The 23,480-nt window shown below is 30.4% G+C and carries 25 protein-coding genes and 1 pseudogene; 4 read left to right on the top strand and 22 right to left on the bottom strand.

Annotated features, from left to right (window positions below; all coding sequences use genetic code 11):
* Window positions 1–29: 29 nt before the first annotated feature.
* Window positions 30–1,364 (bottom strand): PTS sugar transporter subunit IIC, encoded by a 1,335-nt coding sequence (locus IGJ90_RS14485; RefSeq protein WP_104680790.1) that lies wholly within the window; start codon window positions 1,362–1,364, stop codon window positions 30–32.
* Between the two features lie 157 nt (window positions 1,365–1,521).
* Between IGJ90_RS14485 and IGJ90_RS14480 the strand changes: the two genes are divergently transcribed.
* Window positions 1,522–2,238, top strand: a complete 717-nt coding sequence (locus tag IGJ90_RS14480; RefSeq protein WP_174114384.1) for a GntR family transcriptional regulator — start codon at window positions 1,522–1,524, stop codon at window positions 2,236–2,238.
* Between the two features lie 234 nt (window positions 2,239–2,472).
* On the opposite strand, the gene IGJ90_RS14475 is transcribed toward IGJ90_RS14480, so the two are convergent.
* The 5 genes and pseudogenes from IGJ90_RS14475 to IGJ90_RS14455 all read right to left on the bottom strand — a co-directional run.
* On the bottom strand, window positions 2,473–2,745 hold the full coding sequence (locus IGJ90_RS14475; protein ID WP_192411291.1) for a bacteriocin immunity protein: 273 nt from the start codon (window positions 2,743–2,745) through the stop codon (window positions 2,473–2,475).
* A gap of 24 nt (window positions 2,746–2,769) precedes the next feature.
* Window positions 2,770–3,054 carry a bacteriocin immunity protein gene (locus IGJ90_RS14470; RefSeq protein WP_192411290.1) on the bottom strand — a complete coding sequence of 95 codons (285 nt, stop codon included), beginning with the start codon at window positions 3,052–3,054 and terminating at the stop codon, window positions 2,770–2,772.
* Between the two features lie 113 nt (window positions 3,055–3,167).
* Window positions 3,168–3,971: a CPBP family intramembrane glutamic endopeptidase gene (locus tag IGJ90_RS14465; protein ID WP_010709168.1), complete on the bottom strand. Its 804-nt coding sequence runs from the start codon at window positions 3,969–3,971 to the stop codon at window positions 3,168–3,170.
* Between the two features lie 134 nt (window positions 3,972–4,105).
* Complete coding sequence (locus IGJ90_RS14460; RefSeq protein ID WP_225624574.1) at window positions 4,106–4,393, bottom strand: bacteriocin immunity protein; 288 nt, start codon at window positions 4,391–4,393, stop codon at window positions 4,106–4,108.
* Window positions 4,394–4,524: 131 nt separating this feature from the next.
* Window positions 4,525–4,662: pseudogene (locus tag IGJ90_RS14455) on the bottom strand (leucocin A/sakacin P family class II bacteriocin); the annotation flags it as partial.
* Window positions 4,663–4,913: 251 nt separating this feature from the next.
* Between IGJ90_RS14455 and yajC (IGJ90_RS14450) the strand changes: the two are divergent.
* A complete protein-coding gene (yajC, locus tag IGJ90_RS14450; protein WP_202499197.1) occupies window positions 4,914–5,162 on the top strand; it encodes a preprotein translocase subunit YajC in 249 nt (82 codons plus the stop codon).
* A 22-nt stretch (window positions 5,163–5,184) separates the two neighbouring features.
* On the opposite strand, the gene IGJ90_RS14445 is transcribed toward yajC (IGJ90_RS14450), so the two are convergent.
* The 10 genes from IGJ90_RS14445 to IGJ90_RS14400 all read right to left on the bottom strand — a co-directional run bounded on the left by IGJ90_RS14445 (window position 5,185) and on the right by IGJ90_RS14400 (window position 12,823).
* Entirely contained in the window at window positions 5,185–5,385 is a 201-nt protein-coding gene (locus IGJ90_RS14445; RefSeq protein ID WP_010709164.1) for a hypothetical protein, read from the bottom strand.
* A gap of 434 nt (window positions 5,386–5,819) precedes the next feature.
* The gene (locus IGJ90_RS14440; RefSeq protein ID WP_438768438.1) at window positions 5,820–6,833 is read right to left on the bottom strand and encodes a DUF916 and DUF3324 domain-containing protein; all 1,014 of its coding nucleotides are present in this window, start codon (window positions 6,831–6,833) and stop codon (window positions 5,820–5,822) included.
* Window positions 6,830–7,036, bottom strand: coding sequence for a hypothetical protein (locus IGJ90_RS14435; protein ID WP_438768436.1), 207 nt, complete (start codon window positions 7,034–7,036; stop codon window positions 6,830–6,832). Before IGJ90_RS14435 ends, IGJ90_RS14440 begins: the two co-directional genes overlap by 4 nt.
* A gap of 22 nt (window positions 7,037–7,058) precedes the next feature.
* Window positions 7,059–7,298 (bottom strand): hypothetical protein, encoded by a 240-nt coding sequence (locus tag IGJ90_RS14430; RefSeq protein WP_240186057.1) that lies wholly within the window; start codon window positions 7,296–7,298, stop codon window positions 7,059–7,061.
* Window positions 7,299–7,482: 184 nt separating this feature from the next.
* Window positions 7,483–8,049: a WxL domain-containing protein gene (locus tag IGJ90_RS14425; RefSeq protein WP_202579671.1), complete on the bottom strand. Its 567-nt coding sequence runs from the start codon at window positions 8,047–8,049 to the stop codon at window positions 7,483–7,485.
* A gap of 71 nt (window positions 8,050–8,120) precedes the next feature.
* Window positions 8,121–8,759, bottom strand: coding sequence for a SpaA isopeptide-forming pilin-related protein (locus IGJ90_RS14420; protein WP_438768434.1), 639 nt, complete (start codon window positions 8,757–8,759; stop codon window positions 8,121–8,123).
* Window positions 8,760–8,774: 15 nt separating this feature from the next.
* A complete protein-coding gene (locus tag IGJ90_RS14415) occupies window positions 8,775–10,445 on the bottom strand; it encodes a bacterial Ig-like domain-containing protein (protein ID WP_181034003.1) in 1,671 nt (556 codons plus the stop codon).
* Between the two features lie 1,407 nt (window positions 10,446–11,852).
* Complete coding sequence (locus IGJ90_RS14410; protein WP_113851218.1) at window positions 11,853–11,963, bottom strand: type I toxin-antitoxin system Fst family toxin; 111 nt, start codon at window positions 11,961–11,963, stop codon at window positions 11,853–11,855.
* Between the two features lie 302 nt (window positions 11,964–12,265).
* Window positions 12,266–12,607: a bacteriocin immunity protein gene (locus tag IGJ90_RS14405; protein WP_438768432.1), complete on the bottom strand. Its 342-nt coding sequence runs from the start codon at window positions 12,605–12,607 to the stop codon at window positions 12,266–12,268.
* Window positions 12,608–12,823, bottom strand: a complete 216-nt coding sequence (locus tag IGJ90_RS14400) for a leucocin A/sakacin P family class II bacteriocin (RefSeq protein ID WP_104680805.1) — start codon at window positions 12,821–12,823, stop codon at window positions 12,608–12,610.
* A 249-nt stretch (window positions 12,824–13,072) separates the two neighbouring features.
* Here IGJ90_RS14400 and yajC (IGJ90_RS14395) point away from each other — a divergent pair, with 249 nt between their 5' ends.
* Window positions 13,073–13,321 (top strand): preprotein translocase subunit YajC, encoded by a 249-nt coding sequence (yajC, locus tag IGJ90_RS14395; RefSeq protein ID WP_202499197.1) that lies wholly within the window; start codon window positions 13,073–13,075, stop codon window positions 13,319–13,321.
* 22 nt (window positions 13,322–13,343) lie between these two features.
* On the opposite strand, the gene IGJ90_RS14390 is transcribed toward yajC (IGJ90_RS14395), so the two are convergent.
* The 6 genes from IGJ90_RS14390 to IGJ90_RS14365 form a co-directional block, all read right to left on the bottom strand.
* Window positions 13,344–13,544, bottom strand: coding sequence for a hypothetical protein (locus tag IGJ90_RS14390; protein WP_010709164.1), 201 nt, complete (start codon window positions 13,542–13,544; stop codon window positions 13,344–13,346).
* Window positions 13,545–13,798: 254 nt separating this feature from the next.
* On the bottom strand, window positions 13,799–14,812 hold the full coding sequence (locus IGJ90_RS14385; RefSeq protein ID WP_202579668.1) for a WxL protein host-binding domain-containing protein: 1,014 nt from the start codon (window positions 14,810–14,812) through the stop codon (window positions 13,799–13,801).
* A gap of 217 nt (window positions 14,813–15,029) precedes the next feature.
* Window positions 15,030–15,605: a WxL domain-containing protein gene (locus tag IGJ90_RS14380; protein WP_104680814.1), complete on the bottom strand. Its 576-nt coding sequence runs from the start codon at window positions 15,603–15,605 to the stop codon at window positions 15,030–15,032.
* A gap of 71 nt (window positions 15,606–15,676) precedes the next feature.
* Window positions 15,677–16,315, bottom strand: coding sequence for a SpaA isopeptide-forming pilin-related protein (locus tag IGJ90_RS14375; RefSeq protein ID WP_104680813.1), 639 nt, complete (start codon window positions 16,313–16,315; stop codon window positions 15,677–15,679).
* A 15-nt stretch (window positions 16,316–16,330) separates the two neighbouring features.
* Window positions 16,331–20,563 (bottom strand): InlB B-repeat-containing protein, encoded by a 4,233-nt coding sequence (locus tag IGJ90_RS14370; RefSeq protein WP_438768430.1) that lies wholly within the window; start codon window positions 20,561–20,563, stop codon window positions 16,331–16,333.
* Window positions 20,564–20,605: 42 nt separating this feature from the next.
* Entirely contained in the window at window positions 20,606–21,274 is a 669-nt protein-coding gene (locus IGJ90_RS14365) for a hypothetical protein (protein WP_258076854.1), read from the bottom strand.
* An 887-nt stretch (window positions 21,275–22,161) separates the two neighbouring features.
* Between IGJ90_RS14365 and dltB the strand changes: the two genes are divergently transcribed.
* Window positions 22,162–23,361 (top strand): D-alanyl-lipoteichoic acid biosynthesis protein DltB, encoded by a 1,200-nt coding sequence (dltB, locus tag IGJ90_RS14360; protein WP_181034001.1) that lies wholly within the window; start codon window positions 22,162–22,164, stop codon window positions 23,359–23,361.
* Window positions 23,362–23,480 lie beyond the last annotated feature (119 nt).

Here is a 23,480-nt window from a genome sequence, read left to right as displayed (position 1 = left end):
AGTTTGCTCCTTTTCTTCTACAATTAATTTTATGATTCAATTGAACCAGCTGATAATCGTTCTTGTCTCTGATTTAACACAACAAAAGGTGCATACATAAGAACATCAAGAACAACCAATACAAACGTTAAAATTACTGGACTAATGTGAAAAGCTCCTAAAACCCATGTGCTAAGAAAAATTGGTTCATTACCAGAATTTAAAACAACTAATGGTACTACCCATCCTAAAGAAGTTACTATATATGCAATTACTGCATTAACAACAGGAACAACAATCCATGGGATAAACATCAAAGGATTTAAAACAATTGGTAAACCAAAGATAACTGGTTCATTAATTCCAAAGCATCCAGGAACTAATGATAGTTTAGCAACTTCTCGCTCTTTTTCTCCTTTTTTCGTAAAAATCAACATAGCTATAATTAAACCAAATGTAGCCCCTGAACCACCAATCATTGCATAAACATTTGTCATAGTATTTGGTGCTATAGAAATATCTGCAAAGCTTTGTGTTTCCGCAAATTTTGCCACATTTTCTAAGAAAACTGGTAACCAAAAAGCTGAAACTACACCCCAAACAATATTAAATCCATGTAATCCTAAAAACCACAAAATTTGTTGTAACAAAATAACAATAATGATTGCTGGTAATCCTGTTCCAACTGTTAATAATGGTTTAATTAAAACTTCTGAAATCATTTGTAATAAAGATACGTAGCCCAAGGATTGAATAATAATTCTAAGAATGCCAAATATTAGTAATACTTCACTAATAGGTATCAAAGAAAAGAAAGAATCAAATACATTTTGTGGGACATTTCCTGGCATTTTAATTGTAAATTTGCTTCGAGTAAAACGAGAAAAAAGAGCTACTGCAAGCATACCTACAATAAGTGCTGTAAACATCCCTTCATAACTGAAGAAAGAAGAGGCAAATCCTTCAATAATATCTGCCTTCGAATCCAGATAGTTCACATTGTTAGGAACCATTACAAAATAAGCTGACAAAGCAAGTAATGTAGCTATAATCGGATTTAAACGTTCATTCTTTTCTTTATTTTTTAATTCAACTGCATATGAATAGGCAGAAGAAAAGACAACAATAATTGCCACAATACCTAAAGTTGCATTTCCTAAATAACCAAATAGATTACTTATATTTGATAAAATTGCATTTTCAATTCCTTGACTTTTTATCAAAGCATCTATTTGCATTTTAATTAAGTTTGAAAATGATCCTACAACTGTAAATGGAATTGTACGAACAAATGCATTTTTTATGGCTTGTAAAATAGTATTTCCTTCAACCCAAGCAGAAACTTTTAGTAATGGTTCTTGAAGCTTTTGAATATCAAATCTCATAAATAGTACATCCTTCCAAATTTTATAGAAAACGTTTCCTGATTTAATTATATACAAATATCTATATTTGTAAATATTATTCACAAAAATTATATATACAAATTTATTAAGCTGGTGTACAATGTATATACAAATGAAAAGAATAGGAGTTTACAAATTGTATAAATATCGCGAAATATATTCAGACATTAAAAAGGATATTTTAACTAATCACTATCGAGCCGGCACTTTATTACCCACTCAAGAATTTTTTGCTGAAAAATATAACGTTTCTCGAATTACTTTAAAAAAAGCACTCTCATTATTAGAAAATGAAGGATTAATATATAGCAAACAAGGTTCTGGCACGTATATTCGGCCAATTATTGATAATAATACAAGTGAATTATTGCCTTTAGATTTACCGATTGGGGTTACATACTCTCATCGCGATCAAAAAATTGAAAGTAAAATTTTATTTTTTGATGCACGTTTACCTACCAAAGATGAACAACAACAATTATCTTTAAATACACCCGACCCTATCTATGAATTTAAAAGAGTTCGCTTATTAAATGGTAAAGTTTATAGTTTTGAACATGTAATTATGCCTGTGTCAATTGCACCTATTACTAAAGAAATTTTACAAGGTTCTGTATATGATTATTTAGGAAAAGAATTAAAATTACAATTGGTTGATGCGCGGAGAGTTATATACGCAGACAAAGCAACCGAAGAAATTAGTAATTCATTGAATATAAAAAAAAATGATGCCGTTCTTGTTATTGAACAAATTGGATATGATCAAAAAGGTAGGGCATTCGAATTTTCTAAATCTTACTTCATTAACAATAAAAGTAAATTTGTTTTAGATGTTCACTTAAACAAATCATAAATTGTACAGTTATCCATAATATTTAATGTAATAACGAACGTTTAAATATCTTTATTGCATAATTTTACCTAGTAATATTTTTGAAAATAGCTTAGAAGTGCTCTCTCAAATTTACAGTATAGTTAAATTCCACCTATATTTTAAGATTCATAAATATAGTCAAAAAACAACTAAAAAACTCACTGCTCTAATCGACAGTGAGTTTTTGTGTAATACATACTAGTTTATATTTAATTAAAATCCTGACCATCCTTTAAGTGGTTGTATCAGTGTTAGTAATTCTAACAGTTCACTAGGCGTTTGAAAATTATTTCTTAACGTAAATCCACTAATTATTGGTTGTAGCTCTTTTCTAAAATCATAGAATAATTTTCCTGATAAAGCTTCTTTTCTTATTTTCAATAAAAGATCCTTTAAGTTTTTATCTGAAAAAATTTGTGGATTCGCTAATGCATTATTTGTTAATTGAATAATTTTTTCTAGTACTTCTTTCTTCTTGGTATCCATAAACTCTCCTAAAAAAACGATTGTTTAACTCCAAATAGCGATAGACGCCCAGCCTCTATATTTTTGACCCTCTTTAGTCATAAATTTTTGCAATTCAATAATTGATTCAGGCATTTCAAAATGATGTCTTGCTAAATACTCACTATTAATTGCACTTAATTTATAACAAACTTCACCAATATTAGTTTCATTAGTTGTCAATCTTTTGGCACACTCAAATAACTTATCTTTCAAACCCTTATATTCATTTATTTTAGGGGCATTATACGATTTACTAAGTAACTTTAGCAATTCTTGTTGTTTATTCATTTTAAACTAATCCTTCCTATCTAGGAGCCTAGGGCTCATGCTACACCCAACCATTTTTTTAATTTCCCTTGAAGCTTTCAGCTTTTCCTATCTTTTATACAACTTTGTCCTTTTTAAAATAAATAATTCAAATTCTTATTATCTTTATTTAATTGAATTAAGCAAATAATAGACACAATCGCAATTGGTATAAATACTAAAAATATTTGTTCCCAAGACGATGCCGCAGTTCCTTTGTCAATTATTGTTGGCTGAAAATCGATTAAAAAATGCAAGAAAATAACATATTTTAATCCATTAAATCGAATTCGGATTACAGAGAAGCATAAGCCTAAAACTGTTGCATAAAAAATTTGCTGCATGGTTGCTTCAAAAGATTGCGTTGTTAAATTAGAAATGTGCAATACTCCAAATAAAAAGGAAGACGCTATTGAAGCAAAAACTAAAGAATACTTATTTTTTTTAAATATTTCTAAAAATGATGAAAATGCTAATAATCTAACTAAAAATTCTTCAAATACAGCTGCTGCAATAGCTACAAAAAAAGAATTTACTAATAAATTTAGTCCTCCACTGAAAATATCTTCAGTATTTTTTGGAATATTTATTACTATCAATAAAAACAGCACTAGAATTATTCCTAATATCGCTAGCCAGATATTTGTAATTTTACTAGTTAACAATCTATCATTAGTTAACTTAAACGTTCTTACTAATAAATATGAAATCCACGCTAAAATACAGTTAAAACCAAATTGTAAAACAGATTTTAAAATAGACGGATCTTCTATAGGTATATATTCTATACCTATATTACTAATTAAAAAAACTACATATATAACTACTACCATAATAATTTTAAAAAATATCGATTTCTTCATCTCTTTATTATCATACCTTTGTAAAAAAATTTGCATACCTATAAATTTTCATCCACAACTAAATTCCAATATCAGAGTAAATAACTAAAAAGTTACCTAGATTAAAAAAACTACAAAGTTGTCTAGGACAACAAGATTTTGTAATTATTTGATTGAACGCAGAACCATTACTACCTAATAGGTACTTTTTCAGAATAACTATAGAATTGAGACTTGTCTGTGAAATTAGCTTTATATTTACTGTTAATTTCAGCCTTTTTAGATATATCTCCCAATTCAATTAATAACTTTTCATCATTTCCTAAAAAATGAATTTTATTGTCAAATCCAACAATATAGATATAATTCACCATTTTATTTATTAATATTTCTGGATATTTTTCACTATCTATTTTTTTATAGACTTGCAGTAAAACATCTGTAATATCTAATATAGCTTTGGTCTTATCACGCTTCATTAAACTATTATATAGTTCATGAATTATTTTTTTGTTCCCTCAATATCAATCATTTAAATCCTTCCTTCACTAAAACTACCAAACAAATTATCTTCCCAACGTTTAACTCCTTCTGACCAAGCTTGTCCTCAATTTACCCAACATTTTTGCTTATTACAATAGACCCCATTTCCGTAATACGTGCCAGCTTCTACATTTGTTCCTAATGCTGTAAAACCAATTCCAATCATGCCACAAATAACTAAGCTTTTAACTAATTTCTTTTTCATGAATGTTCACCTCGAAAATAAAAATTAGAAAACGTCTTCTATATAGAAATTATAGAACTATTGGTATAGTTTTGTAAATGTAAAAATAAAAGAATTTCCCTAACATTTTTGTAAGTTGGTATCCATCAATTTCAATTGTTTTTTACCTGATTATTGTACCATTTCATTCGAAACAAATATTGCCATCAATACTTTCTTTTTATAGAATAGCCTTGATGTCTATATAAAAATTTTCAAATTAACAAGGAGAAATGAAACTGATGCTTATCATGTTGCTAGTTATTGTTGCTATGTATTTTTATCTGTTTCGTACACAAAAAAAGCAACAAAAAGAACGACAAGATTTTTTTAACAATTTACAACCAGGAGACGCTGTTGTGACTATTGGAGGGTTACATGGAGTAATATCTGAAATATCTTCAGATAAAAAGAAGGTAACTCTTGACTGTGAAGGTGCACTTTTCGACTTCGATCAACAATCTATACGAACGAAAAAATAAGCAAAAAGGAATCCCTCTCTGCTTATTTTTTTCTTTTATTTGGTAAAGAATAGCCTAACTCTTTCAACTGTTTTTTCGTGACCACATGACGAAATTCTCCATCAAAAACAATCACTGTATATTGATTTATCACTTCAACTTTTCCTTTGAGCGTTTGTCCCATGACAGATTGACAATGCACAAAGGATCCGATATCTATTAAATCTTTACTTTTTTTGGCCAAAACACAACCTCCGAAAATAATGATTAAAACCACCTATCTAGTTAGTAGGTGGTTTGGAAGAAATAGTCTCTGAAGAACAATTTCAACGTAACAGTCTATAAAAATTTTATCGTATTAACTTTCCTATTTCAATCTTAACTTCTCTAAAAAATCTTGGTACAATTATTCATGACTTTTATTTAACTAGGAGGAAATCATGAATATACTCTTCTTAAGTATCTGCCTTTTTTATATAGCCGCTATCTTAACAGGAGTTTATCACTGGCGAAATAACAAAAAGAAATAAAGAGGACATTTAGAAATTTTCCATCCCAAAATAAAAAGGTAACAACCGCAAAAAAATCGAGGTTTAAATTCATGACATTATTATATTGAGGGTGCGATCGTTACCTTAGTTCATTTTACCAATTTTTTTGCTAATTTTAAATCCCTCATTATTTCTTCTTTTTCAATACAACTATAAGAATAATCAACAGTAAGAAAATAATTCCTACTAAGCCAAGTACTAACCACTGAACGTTTCTGCTTTCTTCTTTCTCTGAAACATCTGTTTTATTCAATGCAGTAGCTTTTTCTTCTGTAATTGTAAATGATTTTTTTAATTGCCATTCTTGCTTTTCTGACCTTACGGTCATTTTTAACGTATACTTTCCTGCCTTCATTGCTTGTTTTTCATAATAAATTGGAAACTGAAACAGACTACTAGGCGCTATTTGCATGTCTTCTTTCTTTTCACTTAACACTTCTTTTCCACTAGCATCTGTTACACTTGCTTCAATCGATACTTTATTAATATAGTTTGCCGTTTTATTTTCAATTGCTGCACTAACTACATTCCGACTATTTACCTGTGTAGGGGTTACTTCTTTTAACATAACGGCATTTTCTACAGGTGTTTTGTCTCCATGAACAAGTAACGCAATAGCATAGGCAAATTTATTTTTAAACATCCCTGTTGTTTCATCTGAAGTCTTTTCTTCTGTAACATCCCGGAGAGTAATTCCTCCCGCCACAATGCCTGCATAATCTTTAGTCGGAACAGAAACATTTACTACAAAATCTACCGTCTGTTTAGAGGCAATTGTCTGCTTTTCTTTTTCAAAAGAAGCAACTTTCGTAATATCAAAAGGGACACTCGAAGTAAGTTGATTTTGAGTCTTGCCATATTCCACTACACCATTAATATTGGTGGTTGCTGGACTCAATTCCCCTGCCACTTCAATTGCTTCTTCCGAATTGTTTGTTACATGTATAACCAAAGGAACAGCTTCATTCACGGGTAATGACAAATCAAAATATGTTTTGCTTTTATCCACTTGATACGCAGATTGTTCTGCATTCACTGAAAAATCTGCTTGATTTTCTGTCGCTACTCCCGTAATGGAAAAACCTATTAAACTGAATAGCGAAATGATTCCTACTCCTATGTATACTGCTATTTGTTTCATACTCTTTCATCCTTTCTAATCATTTTAATTAGTCCAACTACTAAAATCATGGGTAATGTATAAACAATTGTTTGCCACCAAGTATCTGTAAAACCACTAAATATAGGCAGTTGTTTATCCAAAGAATAGATTACAGGTAATCCTATAATTGTTGCAAGATAGGAAAGAATAATTGATTGTACTTGTTGCCATCTTTTTTTCACAGTTCATCCCTTCTTTCATTAGTTATACGATTATCCCTTTGTTCTGACGCCATTTATTTAAATAAGATACAGAGACACCATAATAATCCGCAATCTCATGAAGTGTATACCCCAATGCTCGTAAACGCATATATTCTTCTTGACTCATTCTACGAATTTTTCTCTTATCAGAAGTTAATCGTCGTAATTCTTCACTACACGCCATAATTTTCTTATATAATTCACTGGTTTCATCTCTATGCCATTCATCATCTAATGCCATCAAACGTAATAATTCTATTCGTGTCGCTTTAATTTTGTTCTTGTCTTGAAGAATTTTTTCATCATTTATACATCTTGTTTCATACATATTTCTTTACTCCATTTACTTTCTTCCCACTGTTAAATACACCCATTATTCTTTGAAAAAAGGGAAGCGATTTGCTTCCCTCTATTTCTTTTATTATTTATGATGCTGGCGCATCCGTTAATGTCCAAGTTAAATCTGCAGTATATTGTTCTGCTGATTTTGTTGAAGTTCCTGGAACGTGTAATTTCACGCCTGTTGTTTGCCAAGTCCCAGTCGTCACTCCATTTCCGTTTCCAGCTGCTGCATTCATCACTTTCACTGACTGTTCTGGTGTCAAAGTCGTATCTGAAGCTGTGACTGTTTCATTACTTGAATTAGCTACTACTCCACTAGCTAGACTAACTTGAGCCCCTGTTAATTCTTTTACTCCAGCTTTCAACTTCCCTGCTGTAACTGTTAGTGTCCATCCAGCTGAAGAACCACGTAAATCTGTCACCTGAACTTCACTTTGTGCTTGCGCATCATAATCTTTATCTTGTGTCGTAATTTGTTGTGTACCAAAATCAAAACTTGGCACTTTATCCAACGTTAAGTCCCCTGCAGTAAATGTCACTTTCCCTGTAGTTTGTTGTGGTGCTACTGCATCTGCAGAAATTGAAGAGAATCCAATCCCTCCTGCAATCATAGCCACTGTCAATGCACTAGTTAATTTCATTGATTTCATAAATTTTCTCCTTCTTTCTAAAAAATATTTATATAAACAAAATCTAAGATTTGTTCATTCCACTTGTTTAGCTACTTTGTTATATATTTCCGATACATCCCATAAATAGTACTTGCCAAAATAAGGATACCTAGAATCATCCAAACGGATGACATTTTGACACCTGTTTTTGGAAGGTTTCCTTTTGCTTTTTTAGCTACTTCTTGTTTTTGAGCTACAGGCTCTTTACTGCTTGTACTTTGATTTTTATTCGTACTCTCTACAGGTGTTGTTGATTGCGTTGTACCACCTGTTTTTTTACTTTTTTCATTATAAGCTGTAACCTTTACAGAAGTTTGATCAAATCCCACTTCAAATGGGATTGGGGTTTGATCTAGTTGATACCCCTTTGGGCTTTTTGTTTCCACAAACGTATATTTTCCTGGAAACAATCGGGTAAGGTGTATTTCTCCTTTTCCATCTGTCGTCATCGATTGAGCTACTTCTACTACTGCTCCTTTTTCATCTCGTAGTTCAAACGTCGCTCCTGATAATACTTCTTTTGTTTCTTTATCCTTTTTTTGCAAAGTTACAGAGACTTCAATCGAACCATCACCAGTAAAAGTAATTCCAGCTTGACTCGTTTTAGACTCTGCATAAGTAGTAATGCCTAAACAAAAAGTCAAAACCATTAAGCTCCCCATTAACAACCATTGATAGACTTTTTTCATCGCTTCTATTCCTTTCTATGGCGTATCGTTTAACGTCCATTCAATTGTTCCTGTATACTCTCCTATTGAAGCCTCACCTGTTTTAATTTTCAATAAGATTCCTTTTTGAGCATTCCAATTTACTGTTATATCTGTGCTATCTTCCGACTCAGTAGTTGTTTTACTTGCTATCAATTGTGCAGAATTTTGTGTAATAATTTGTTCATCACTTTCTGTTTTATAAATTAAACTGTTAGGAAGTTCTTTTCCTTCATTATTTGTTAACACAGAATTCATTTTAGCTGTCAATTGCCACTTACTTCCTTTTCCTCGTCTATCAATAACAGTAAATTCTTCATTTTCAGAAAAGCGTGGCTCATAATAGCTTGTTCCTTTTTCTAATTCATGTATTCCAAAATCAAAAGTACTTGGAACATTCAATTCCAGTTTTCCTTTTACAGTAACTGTAGCAATTTTTTCAATGCTGCCATTTTTATAAGTTATTGGATATTTTCCTGGCCTTTGATTATCGACATTTCCAATTACCTGTATTTGATCAACAGTCAATGGAGTTCCTGATCTGTCAGTCGCTGAAACAAAATTATCTTCTTTCTTCCATGGATCTCCAACAAAAATCGAAGAATCTTTTACTTCAATACTACTCAAATCTTTATTTACTTGAATAGTATTGGTTACTATCATAGGATTATTTGCTACATTTTGTTGACTCCCAATAAATTTTACTGTGTTTGTCAGCTCTGTAATACCTGTAGAAATTTTCCCTTGGTATTTTACAATTAATTTCGTGTTTGCTTCCAAACTATTTAATGTAAAGCTGATTTTTTTCGTTGAATTTTCATGCATTGTTACTTGATTTGTGATGATTTCTTCCCCAGTCACTCCTACTTTACTAATAACTAGTGAATCAGGATCATACTCAAACCCTGTTGGTAATTCATCTTCAACAGTAATATTTTTTACATCAACAGTAGGTTTAGCTACTGTATTATTTAATTCACTTACATATTCAATAGTGTCTCCTTCGTAAAATTTGTCCGAAGAAGTATCACTTAAATTTTTCACTGTTTTTTGTGCTGTTAACTGATTTTTAGAACTAAAATAACCTGTTACACCAGAAACATACGTATTCCCATCCGCTGCTTGTGTAGTAATTCGCAAATTTAATGGAATTTGGGAGTAATCTCCAATAGAAAACTCTTTTATTTGTCCCTGAATTCTTATCGCCGGACTATAATTATTATCTGGCATTAACAACTGATCTGGAGTCAATGAAGCTGTAATTTTCTTATTTTCAGGACTATATATTACATCTTTTCCCCAAGTTAAAGGCTGTGATTTTCCATCTGGAAGAACAACTTGTGGCGCAATAGTTGTATCAATCTCAATTACATCATTATAATAAAACTCAAAATTCACTCTATTTATTTCTTTTTTCAATAACATACCTTCTACATGCAAATCCATTACTACTTTATCATTTGGGCCTACTTCCCAACCACCACTAATAGAAGAGCCATTTTGTGATTGATTCCCCGAGCTTATTGCCGTATTATCAGATATATTTCCAACACCTAAAACAGCAACCGTCTTTCTCAAATAGCCTTGTCCATTATTTTCAGAGTTTTCATTATAGCCATAATATGGCAAGGTGTTCTTATAATCCAACTCTTGTGCACTTGTTGTCATTCCTCCCAGAATAAATAGGATAAACACTCCTAAGAAAAAATTTTTTATGACTAACCAATACATTCTATTCTTAGTCAAAACCTTATCACTCCCTATTACTTTTTGAAACCATACAAAATTTTAAACTTATAGGCTTGATTAAACAGCTATAAAAATTTGACTTCTTACAACGCTGATTACCTCCTCTCTTAAGGGGTAAGAAGAGGTAAGAGCTATTTCTGATTCTGCTGCAAACACACTTCCTCCCTCTTTAATTTTATATAATAAAACTAACTTATCCCTTTAAAAAGCAATTTAGTTTTATCCAATTTTGCTATGCAATGCGACATAAACACCTTCCCTCTTTTACTATTTTTACAACTTCTCTTAAAGTGATTTCTCATCTTCAGAAAAAAGACTCAAGAAATTTTTGTCTTATTTTCAAACAAAAAAAGTTGTTATTTTATTGTTTTTTTCGCTTGATATGTAAGGTTTTAATTTATAAAAATAAATTTTTTTATTTAATCTTATTGAAAAAATATTATTTTTTGTGTAATTTTATGTATAGAAATATTCCTTGTAAAAGAGAGAAGTTTCGTTTCTAATCGAAAGCTATCAACAATAAAAAAAGAGACAAAAATTTCTTTTGTCTCTTTCACTATTTTTACCTAATAAATAACTTATACAACAATATAAATTTGTAGTCCTTTGACTTATTTGCAATCACTAAAATAAATATATCTATACGTTTATTTTAGTGTCTTTGATTTGATTTTTACATTTGTTGTTATAAACAACTTCCATATGGTAACAAACAACCATATTTTCCATTCCTCTTTTCAAATATACTTTATTAAAAATATCACAGTATTTTACACTATCTTTCAAAGATACAAAAAAGCGGATGGTAAAAGAAAGGTGTTATTTTATCGTAAAAAGCAAAAGACGAATTAGCCTGTATAGAAGCTAATTTGCTGAAAGAACTAGGGAATTGCCATGCGCGAATAACGAATAGAATAAAATTAACTCCTTTAGACCTAGTTCTTTCTATAAAAAAAGAAACAACTACTCACAAACGACTAAATAATTTATTACATAAAAAAGCACTAGGTCAATCATAAATATAACGTTTAAGAAAACTTACAATTATGTTAATCGTTTTCAATAAAACTTTATTAATCAAGTGTGCAACATAACTTACACGCATGGTCGTGCGCATAAACATGCACACAAATATATGTGTTAATTAGTTTCTAATTGTATAAAAATAGAACATTCACTTCTATTTGACCTTCTACAAAAATATGTTATACTAAAGATGCGAAACGACATTAAATCGTACAAATAACACAAAAAGCAATCCTACGGCGAATAGGATTGCTTTTTTTTACACTAGTTGCGACTCCTAGCGTGTGTGTTGATAACAGCTTACTTTCGGCTATCGTCTTCCTCGTCCAACACACGAGAAATCAATTCCAGAACCAATCCTACAAAGATTGGTGCGATAACCAACGACATTAAATCTTTCACAAATAACACACCTCCAATCGAGGCGAGCTGCCGCATTAATTATATCATAGATTGAAATTCTGCCAATTCAATAATAAAATCTTCAATAATTGATTTAACTGTCCTATGCTAGCGTGTAAACTCATTTACACTAGAAATATTTATACTTTCCTGAATCACTCGTAACTCTGCTTGCAAGACAACCACAGGTGCATTGTACATATGCAACGGCACTTATTTTATTGTTGTCTTTGATTACTGCACCTTGGTATTAAAAAAACTCACTGCTCTAATCAACAGTGAGTTTTTGTGTAATACATACTAGTTTATATTTATCTAATAGGTATTTTTTCAGAATAGCTATAGAATTGAGACTTATCTGTAAAATTAGCTTTATATTTACTGTTAATTCCAGCCTTTTTAGATATATCTCCCAATTTAATTAATAACTTTTCATCATTTCCTAAAAAATGAATTTTATTGTCAAAACCAACGATGTAGATATAATTCACCATTTTATTTATTAATATTTCTGGATATTTTTCACTATCTATTTTTTTATAGACTTGCAGTAAAACATCTGTAATATCTAATATAGCTTTGGTCTTATCACGCTTCATTAAACTATTATATAGTTCATGAATTATTTTTTTTGTTTCCTCAATATCAATCATTTAAATCCTTCCTCCACTAAAACTACCAAACAAATTATCTCCCCAACGTTTAACTCCTTCTGACCAAGCTTGTCCCCAATTTACCCAACATTTTTGCTTATTACAATACACACCATTTCCGTAATACGTAGCAGCTTCTGCATTTGTTCCTAATGCTATAAAACCAATCCCAATCATGCCACAAATAACTAAGCCTTTAACTAATTTCTTTTTCATGAATGTTCCCCTCGAAAATAAAAATTAGAAAACGTCTTCTATATAGAAATTATAGAACTATTGGTATAGTTTTGTAAATGTTAAAACAAAAGAATTTCCCTAACATTTTTGTAAGTTGGTATCCATCATTCCCAATTGTTTTTCGCCTGATTATTGTACCATTTTATTCAAAACAAATATTGTCATCAATACTTTTTTTATAAAATAGCCTTGATATCTATATAAAAATTTTCAAATTAACAAGGAGAAATGAAACTGATGCTTATCATGTTGCTAGTTATTGTTGCTATGTATTTTTATCTGTTTCGTACACAAAAAAAGCAACAAAAAGAACGACAAGATTTTTTTAACAATTTACAACCAGGAGACGCTGTTGTGACTATTGGAGGGTTACATGGAGTAATATCTGAAATATCTTCAGATAAAAAGAAGGTAACTCTTGACTGTGAAGGTGCACTTTTCGACTTCGATCAACAATCTATACGAACGAAAAAATAAGCAAAAAGGAATCCCTCTCTGCTTATTTTTTTCTTTTATTTGGTAAAGAATAGCCTAACTCTTTCAACTGTTTTTTCGTGACCACATGACGAAATTCTCCATCAAAAACAATCACTGTATATTGATTTATCACTTCAACTTTTCCTTTGAGCGTTTGTCCCATGACAGATTGACAATGCACAAAGGATCCGATATCTATTAAATCTTTACTTTTTTTGGCCAAAACACAACCTCCGAAAATAATGATTAAAACCACCTATCTAGTTAGTAGGTGGTTTGGAAGAAATAGTCTCTGAAGAACAATTTCAACGTAACAGTCTAGTAAAATTTTATCGTAATTCTTTTCATATTTCAATCTTCATTTTTATAAAAATCTTGGTACAATCATTTTTAAGTTTTATTTAACCCGGAGGTAAATCATGAATATACTCTTCTTAAGTATCTGCTTTTATATATTTGCAAGCTTTAAATCCCTCATTATTTCTTCTTTTTCAATACAACTATAAGAATAATCAACAGTAAGAAAATAATTCCTACTAAGCCAAGTACTAACCACTGAACGTTTCTGCTTTCTTCTTTCTCTGAAACATCTGTTTTATTCAATGCAGTAGCTTTTTCTTCTGTAATTGTAAATGATTTTTTTAATTGCCATTCTTGCTTTTCTGATCTTACGGTCATTGTTAACGTATACTTTCCTGCCTTCATCGCTTGTTTTTCATAATAAATTGGAAACTGAAACAGACTACTAGGCGCTATTTGCATGTCTTCTTTCTTTTCACTTAACACTTCTTTTCCACTAGTATCTGTTACACTTGCTTCAATCGATACTTTATTAATATAGTTTGCCGTTTTATTTTCAATTGCTGCACTAACTACATTCCGACTATTTACCTGTGTAGGGGTTACTTCTTTTAACGCAACGGCATTTTCTGCAGGTGTTTTGTCTCCATGAACAAGTAACGCAATGGCATAGGCAAATTTATTTTTAAACATCCCTTTTGTTTCATCTGAAGTCTTTTCTTCTGTAACATCCCGAAGAGTAATTCCTCCTGCCACAACCCCTGCATAATCTTTAGTCGGAACAGAAACATTTACTACAAAATCTACCGTTTGTTTAGGGGCAATTGTTTGCTTTTCTTTTTCAAAAGAAGCAACTTTTGTAATATCAAAAGGGACACTCGAAGTAAGTTGATTTTGAGTCTTACCATATTCCACTACACCATTAATATTGGTGGTTGCTGGACTCAATTCTCCTGCCACTTCAATTGTTTCCTCTGAATTGTTTGTTACATGTATAACCAGAGGCACAGATTCATTCACAGGTAACGACAAATCAAAATATGTTTTGCTTTTATCCACTTGATACGCAGATTGTTCTGCATTCACTGAAAAATCTGCTTGATTTTCTGTCGCTACTCCCGTAAGGGAAAAACCTATTAGACTGAGTAGCGAAATGATTCCTACTCCTATGTATACTGCTATTTGTTTCATACTCTTTCATCCTTTCTAATCGTTTTAATTAGTCCAATTACTAAAATCATGGGAAATGTATAAACAATTGTCTGCCACCAAGTATCTGTAAAGCCACTAAATATAGGCAGTTGTTTAATGTTTCGTACATATCTCTTACTTTATTCCCACTATTAAATGTCCCCATTCTCCTTTGAAAAAAGGGAAGCGATTTGCTTCCCTCTTTTTCTTTTATTATTTATGGTGCTGGCGCATCCGTTAATGTCCAAGTTAAATCGGCAGTATATTGTTCTGCTAATTTTGCAGATGTCCCAGGAACTTCTAACGTTACTCCTGTGTTTGCTGCCCATGTTCCAGTTGATACACCATTTCCTTGACCAATAGCTGCGTCTAATACTTTAACTGCCGAATCTGGTGTTAAAATACCATCTGTTACAGTCACTGTCTCACCGTTATCATTATTAGCTTGCCCTGAATGTAATGTTACTTGTGCACCTACTAACTCTTTCATACTAGCTGTTTTTAATTTCCCTGCTGTTACTGTTAAATTCCATCCAGCTGAAGAACCTCGTAAATCAGTTACTTGTACTTTACTTTCGTCTTGCGCACCATAAGTTTCCGTTGTAGCTTTTATTTCTTGTGCCCCAAAATTAAAATCAGGCACTTGATCCAAAGTTAAGTCTCCTGCAGTAAAAGTTACTTTCCCTGTAGAATTTTGTTTTTGTGGTGCTGCATCTGCAGAAATTGAAGAGAATCCAATCCCTCCTGCAATCATAGCCACTGTTAATGCACTAGTCAATTTCATTGATTTCATAAATTTTCTCCTTCTTTCTAAAAAATATTTATATAAACAAAATCTAAGATTTGTTCATTCCACTTGTTTAGCTACTTTGTTATATATTTCCGATACATCCCATAAATAGTACTTGCCAAAATAAGGATACCTAGAATCATCCAAACGGATGACATTTTGACACCTGTTTTTGGTAGGTTTCCTTTTGCTTTCTTAGCTACTTCTTGTTTTTGAGCTACAGGCTTTTTACTGCTTGTACTTTGATTTTTATTCGTACTCTCTACAGGTGTTGTTGATTGCGTTGTACCACCTGTTTTTTTACTTTTTTCATTATAAGCTGTAACCTTTACAGAAGGTTGATCAAATCCCACTTCAAATGAGATTGGGGTTTGATCTAGTTGATACCCCTTTGGGCTTTTTGTTTCCACAAACATATATTTTCCTGGAAACAATCGGGTAAGGTGTATTTCTCCTTTTCCATCTGTCGTCATCGATTGAGCTACTTCTACTACTGTTCCTTTTTCATCTCGTAGTTCAAACGTCGCATCTGATAATACTTCTTTTGTTTTTTTATCCTTTTTTTGCAAAGTTACAGAGACTTCAATCGAACCATCACCAGTAAAGGTAATTCCAGCATGACTCGTTTTAGACTCTGCATAAGTAGTAATGCCTAAACAAAAAGTCAAAACCATTAAGCCACCCATTAACAACCATTGATAGATTTTTTTCATCGCTTCTATTCCTTTCTATGGTGTGTCATTTAATGTCCATTCAATCGTTGTTGTATATTCACCTAAACTTGCTTTACCAGAGTCTACTTTTAATAACAACCCTGAATTTTCTGTCCAAGTTTTAGAAATATTCCATGTGAAATTATCTTCAGTTGTATTTTCAGTTTCTACTATTTGAGTATCTGAATCAGTTAATAGTTGTTCACCAGTCTTATTTTTGTATACCAAAGAGTTAAGTAATTGTTTTCCGTTATCAACATTCGTTAAAGGTTGTAATAATTTTACTCCTAGTTTCCAAGTATTATTCGAACCTCTATTATCAGTAACCGTTAATTCTTTACCTAAAACTTCTTCCACACCATAAATCTTATCTTCTTTAGATAGTTTTTTTGAGCCAAATCCTATCGAATCTGGAACTGATAATTGTAAGCCTTCAAGCCATACTGCATACAATCTGATTTCTCCATTTGCATTACTAACTAAATTTTTTACCACTTCTTTATCTTTATACTTAACATTACCATTTGGCTCTGTGGACCAACCTTTAAATATATATCCTTCTTTTATATATGCATTTTGTGTAAGATTTTCTGCTTGATCATATTTCATAACTTGGTCTGGCATTGTTCCCTTTCCACCATTTGCATCAAACTTAATCGTATAATCATTAGCTTCCCATACAGCATAAACTACTTTTGTATCCACAAAATCAATTTTACTATTTTCAAGGAAATCTGGTACAGTAGCTACGTTAGATTCACTCCAACCTTTAAAAGTATATCCTTCTCTTATTGGTATAGTCACATCAGATAATTGAACTGTATCTCCAAACCTATACTCTTTTGTTACTTCTCTTGGGGTATCCCCAAAATTATCGTTATATATCACATTAACTTTTTTAGCTTGCCAAATTGCTTTTAAGTTAATTTTCTTTTTAGAACTATTTTTAGTGAATTGTATCTTATCATTAGGACTATACCTATTTCCTTCTTCATCTTCCCAAGAAACGAAATTATATCCTGGTAATATTGGAATTATAGAAGGTATAGTAATTTCACCAGAGCCATCCGGTTTTAATAATATATTTTGAGTTTCTGGTATATTTGTAGCATCCGAGATACCTGGAACTAACACACTTGGTAAATTACTATCATAATAAACACTAGCTATTTCTGTAGAGAATATGACTTTTTCACTTACACCATTTAATAAAGTACCTGTTCCTACTTCTTGTGCAGAGTATTGAAATTGATTTACAGCTTTCTGATTTTCTGCTTTTGGAACAAAAAATTCTAAAATTGATTCAAATATAGAATTTGGCAATATTTGAGATTCTTCAAAATCTATAAATATTGCTGTTACAGTACTTAAATTTTTTGGTTTTTCAAGAGTAAAACCTAAACTTTCAAGTTTTTCGCTTGTCCAAGCATTAATATCTGTTCCGTATTCGGGCAACTCATCAACTGGTTTATTTGTATAGTATACTTTAGCACTAGTATTCGACTGTAATATTTCTTTAAATTCTATATTTCCTGTAGACCCTCTTTTATCTCCATCATAAGGCAGTACATTGTATATTTTAGCTTTATTAAAAGTTGTATTTCCTTCATTGGAAACAGCTACTTTCATTTGTGGTTTTTCTTCTTGATTTACACTTAAAATCGAAGTATTGCTCCAATTTGCTGAATTATTTTCCCGTACAAACGTTCTGCCAAATAATCTAGAACTTCTAACAATAGTTAGTGACGTGTTTTTTTCAACTGTTGCTGTATATGAGTGTGGAACATCATTCGACAAACCTAAAAGTTCTGCTAATTCTGATGAAAGATTATTAGTATATGAATCTATCTGTAAAAAATCTTTTCCAGTAATAGCAACTGCTGGTATCTTATAATTACCTTCCATAGCTCCATTTTTCACAGTAAATTCCAACGGAATTTCGAAGGCAACTTTTTCTCCATTCTTATCTACTGTCACGGAGCTTTCTATACTGTAATAATTATATTCATCATCTGTGTTTATTAATTTTACAACTACATTTTCTTTATATATTTTATTATTGACTTTATCTTCAAAAGTTTTTAATTCATTAGGATTTTTCAATTCTAAAACTTTAGGAATCGCTATTGCTATTTTAGGATTTTTCAATACACCTGTTGCTGAACTACCATTATATCCCTGAATAGTATAGTCAACCGTATCTCCTGGAGATTTGCCAAAAGAATTACTACTAACAATCTGGGCTTTTGCTTGCGTTGCCGCTGCAGTATAAAATACTTTTCCCATAGGTTGAGCTTTCTCAATTGCTATTACATTCTGTGGATTACTTTCGTCCTCATAATACATTTTAGCAGCAAAATCTATTTCATAAACTTTCTCTCGTTCAATTGTACTTCCATTTGGCCATTTACCACTTGTCCAATTTTTACATGTGTATCCTATTGCAAAACCATTTGATGGAAGAAAAACACCTTCAGAAGTCCCTGTTTCTCCCATTGGAATTACAGTAATTTTATTAATATATTCACCAGAAATTAAATCAGGGATAGGTACATTATGTATCCCTTTATATAGATTTGAAGAAACTTCCCTAGTATTACCTTCTGTATTTTTAATTTCAAAAACTGTTTTATAGTAAGTATCAGCAACATCTTTATTCGCTTTGGTTCCATAAATGGTTATAGAATTAAAATTGGCTAATGCTGAACTATCACTTTGTTGTAAAATTTCAAATTTCATTCCTTTAATAGGCTTCTTACCCGTATTTTTTGTAGTCCATACATGTTCGTAGGTTTTCCATCCAAATGCAATATTTTCTTTACTAATACTATTTGGTTCATTAATTACAACAGTAGCATTTGTAGAAGTCCCTGTACTATGATCTCCTCCCGTTCCACTAATTTGCCATTCAGGGGTATCAATTTTTTGATATTTAACTTGACTACTAATCACCTTTTTTTCAGAATTATATTTAAAATATTTCATACCAAAATTTACATAAAAATACTCTCCTGTTTTAATAGTTGATGGTGGAGTAAACTGAAAATCATACAGTATAGAATTTTTATTTGGATTTCCACCAGAATGCCAGTTAGTAAAACTACTAGAATCGTCTGTTAATTTTCTATAATACCTCGTATACCCCACAGGAATACTATTATCTTCAATATTAGTTTGTCCTGAACTAAAATCAAAATAATTTTTCGTAGCTTGATTATTTATTATTGATCCAGTAGGTAATTCTATATACATTTGATTATCTTTAGATACATCCAGTTTTGAATATTGATTAAAATCATTAACATATTTTAATCTAGTTGAAATCCTTCCATCAGAATAATACTGATCAGAAGGATTCATATAATTATAAGCTAGCCCCATACCATCTCTTGTTGATGATGTAATATTGACTGAATCTGTTTGATCTATTTTGTTATTTAGTATATATATTTCAGCATACAAATTACTCCAGATTATTTGATTAACAGGAATTTTCCCCATGTATTCATCATTAAATTTAAATTTCAAATTAATTGTTTCAACAGAAGTCACAGTTTCTTTAAGCCTTACAATAATTCTTTTGTTAACAACATCATTTTCATAGGAAGATACTATAGAATTAGAAGGTATATCAGTATTCTGTACGTATTCAAAAATAGAACTATTCATAGAAAAATTCGAAAAAACAGAATTATCTATTGATGGAATACAACCACCATAAGGAATGACTATATAAGCATCAGATATACCTTCTTCACTTACAGTTACAGGTACAGAAACTGTTAACTCTCCTGGTTTAACACCAGTTATTGGATCAATATATGTCTGATATTGATCTACTACTTGTATTTTCCCCAGAGAAATTCCCTGAGTAGATTTTAACTCTTCATTATTACTAAAAGAATTGTCGACTTTACTGTCTTCATCTTCATTTTTCACAATTTTATCTGTTGTATCATTAGAAATACTTGTATTTTCTTCAAGAGATATAGAATGATCTGTTTTATTATTTTCACTAGGAGTTACTACTGAATTATGTTTAGAACTTTCCTCTGAAATATTATTATCTTTTTCACTTGAAACAGTATTTTCATCTTCTACTTGAGAAGAATCGGTAGGTATCATTACTTGATTTTGATTATTACTATCAGTCGTATTTTGCTGATTAGTTTCTGCTATAGCTACAGTTGGCAAAAGTATCTGACTAGAAAATAATACTATTGTACTTAAAACAATACTTTTTTTCATAAAATCATCCCCTTCTTTATAAATCAATTCTCTATCTGAAGATTAGATATATAATTCATACCCTTTTAGTTTTCCATTTGAGAATGTTAATTTTGCATAATGATCTGTATCCTCTTGGTACGTTAAAATTGCAAAACCACTATCTCCAGTGTATTCATCTTTGGGCTCTCCATACATCTCCTTTACCTTCTCGATAGTAGTCCCCCATGTTAAACCACCCGGAAAGAAAACTGTTAAATCTTTATTTGTAGTATCCGTTATATTAATAGATGTCATACTTGACTCTTTAATATCAATTGTTTTATCAGTTAAATTTGAATACGTCCCAGAAATAGTATTACCTTTTTTATTTGTTAAATGTGTTCCTGCAACTGAATCTTTTGGGTTTAATACGTAAGGATCTGAATATTTCAATTCAAAACCTAACTTATTCAAATCTTTTAATTCTATAGGCATAGTCAATACTTGGTTATCTATTTGTATTTGATTATCATACCAATTTTTAGATAAATCTTTAGAAATTGCACCATTACTTTGTTTTTCTTCAATAGATGTAGACGTTTTATTCGTACTTAAACTTTCACTAATTTTAGTTGAACTTGTTTTGGTAGTTTCTTGCGTTGATTGTGCTTGTTTTATTTCTTTGGTTCCGCACCCTACTAGCACGCTTAGCAAACTAATTTCTACTGCTAACTGATAAAATTTCTTCAAACATATCTCCTCCTGATTAAAGTTTTCCTATAAAAAAAGACACAAGAATTTTTTGTCTTTTTTATAAACTAAAAAAGTTGTTATTTTATTGTTATTTTCACCTGATATGTAAGAGTTTGATTTATAAAAAGAGTTTTTTTTCAGTTTTTTATTTAATTCTATTGAAAAAAATATTATTTTTTAGTAATTATATATATAGAAATATACCTTACAAAAGAGAGAAGTTTCGCTTCTAATTGAAAACTATGAACAATAAAAAAAAGAGACAAAAAATTCTTGTGTCTCTTTCATTGTTTTTTACCTAATAAATAGCTTATACAACAATATCAATTTGTAGTTCTTTAACTTATTTGCAATCATTAAAAAAATAAATACACATTTATTTTATTGACTTTGATTTAAATTTTACATCTGTTGTTATAAACAACCTCCATATAGTGACAAACAACCATATTTTCTATTACCCTATTCAAATATACTCATTGGTAAGTATATTTTATTAAAAATATCACAGTATTTTACACTATTCCAACCAATTTTTTTTATAGTGTATTTTTTATTGAGAATTTTTAGTTACGATGCAGAATAATGAACTGTAAGATTCGTTTCTATAAAGAATTCAATACACTACTTTTTACACTCCAATTTTTGGAGCTGATATTCTTATTACTATTTTTTAAGTATATTTATGTAATGCAAAATAGAATTATAACCCTACTGAAAGCAATCGTTTCAGTATAATATTCTTCTTTTCTCACTATTGTTTTTTTAGATATACTAAATGTTACAACAATGTAAGAAAATCGTTAGACTTATATATGGAAATATTTTTTTTATTAACTATGATTAATAGATGAAAAAAACTATGAAAGACTGGTGGAAATATAGTGATGAATTTTCCTCATATGGTACCATATTACACCCCATTTTATTTTGTATTATTGATTATAGCATTGATACCAATAATCTTAACATTAATGTTTAAAGGAGAAAGATGGTCTTGGTATCAAACATTAATAACTTTACTTTTTCTTTATATAAGTTTTGGTGGTCATCGATGGCAACAAGGTATAACTATAATTGTATATACTATCTATCAAACACTATTGACATGGACTTATGCTACTTATCGAAAGAATAAGAATAAAAATAAAATATTTTATCTTTTCATTTTTCTAAATATTTTGCCACTTATCTTAGTAAAAATTTCTCCATTTATGCTAGAGAAAACTCCAATAGGCTTTTTAGGAATATCTTATCTAACATTTAAAGCTGTCCAAGTAAATATCGACTTGCGCGATGGATTGATTAAAGAATACTATCCATGGCATTACATTCAATTTTTACTTTTTTTTCCAACAATCTCTTCTGGTCCAATTGATAGATATCGGCGTTTTGAAAAAGATTTAACAAGTCCGCCCAATACAGAAAAATATTTAGACTTTCTAGATAGAGGTATTTTTTGTTTATTTTTAGGCTTTTTATACAAATTCATTATTAGTTATTATTTATATGAACTTTTACAATATGTTAAAGAAATTGCTTTAGCACAAGATGGTATTTCATTGTGGGCTTTAGGTTATATGTATGTTTATAGCTTATATCTTTTTTTTGATGTTGCTGGATACAGTTTATTTGCAGTAGGAACAAGTTATTTAATGGGGTATGATACTCCTATGAATTTTAATAAGCCTTTCTTAAGTTGGAATATAAAAGAATTTTGGAATCGTTGGCACACGACTTTATCTTTTTGGTTCCGTGATTATGTATATATGCGACTAATGTTCTTTTTAATGAAAAAGAACATGTTCAAAAGCAAAATTGTAGCTTCAAATATTGGATATTTTGTTTTATTTTTAATTATGGGGATATGGCACGGTTTAACCTGGTATTACATTATGTACGGAGTATATCATGCAACTTTGATTTGCTTAACAGATGCTTGGTTACGTTTCAAGAAAAAAAACAGAAAAAAAATTCCATCAAATAAATTGACCCACGCACTTGCAATATTTTTAACCTTCCACGCCATTTGTATTAGTTTTTTTATATTTTCAGGATTTTTAGATCAACTTTGGTTTAAATAGTTCAGTATCAAAACAAAAGAGATATAATAACTAAAATATACTTTTATGGTTAAAAAAAGGGAAGGTATAGTTTTCAATAAAAAAATATTGTAGGCTGTTATCATTTTATTAGAATTTTC

It is taken from the genome of Enterococcus sp. AZ129, assembly GCF_051714505.1.
GTDB classification, from domain to species: Bacteria; Bacillota; Bacilli; order Lactobacillales; family Enterococcaceae; genus Enterococcus; species Enterococcus faecalis.
The sequence above is the reverse complement of the archived record's forward strand: the minus strand, read 5'-3'. Positions and strand labels throughout refer to the sequence as shown.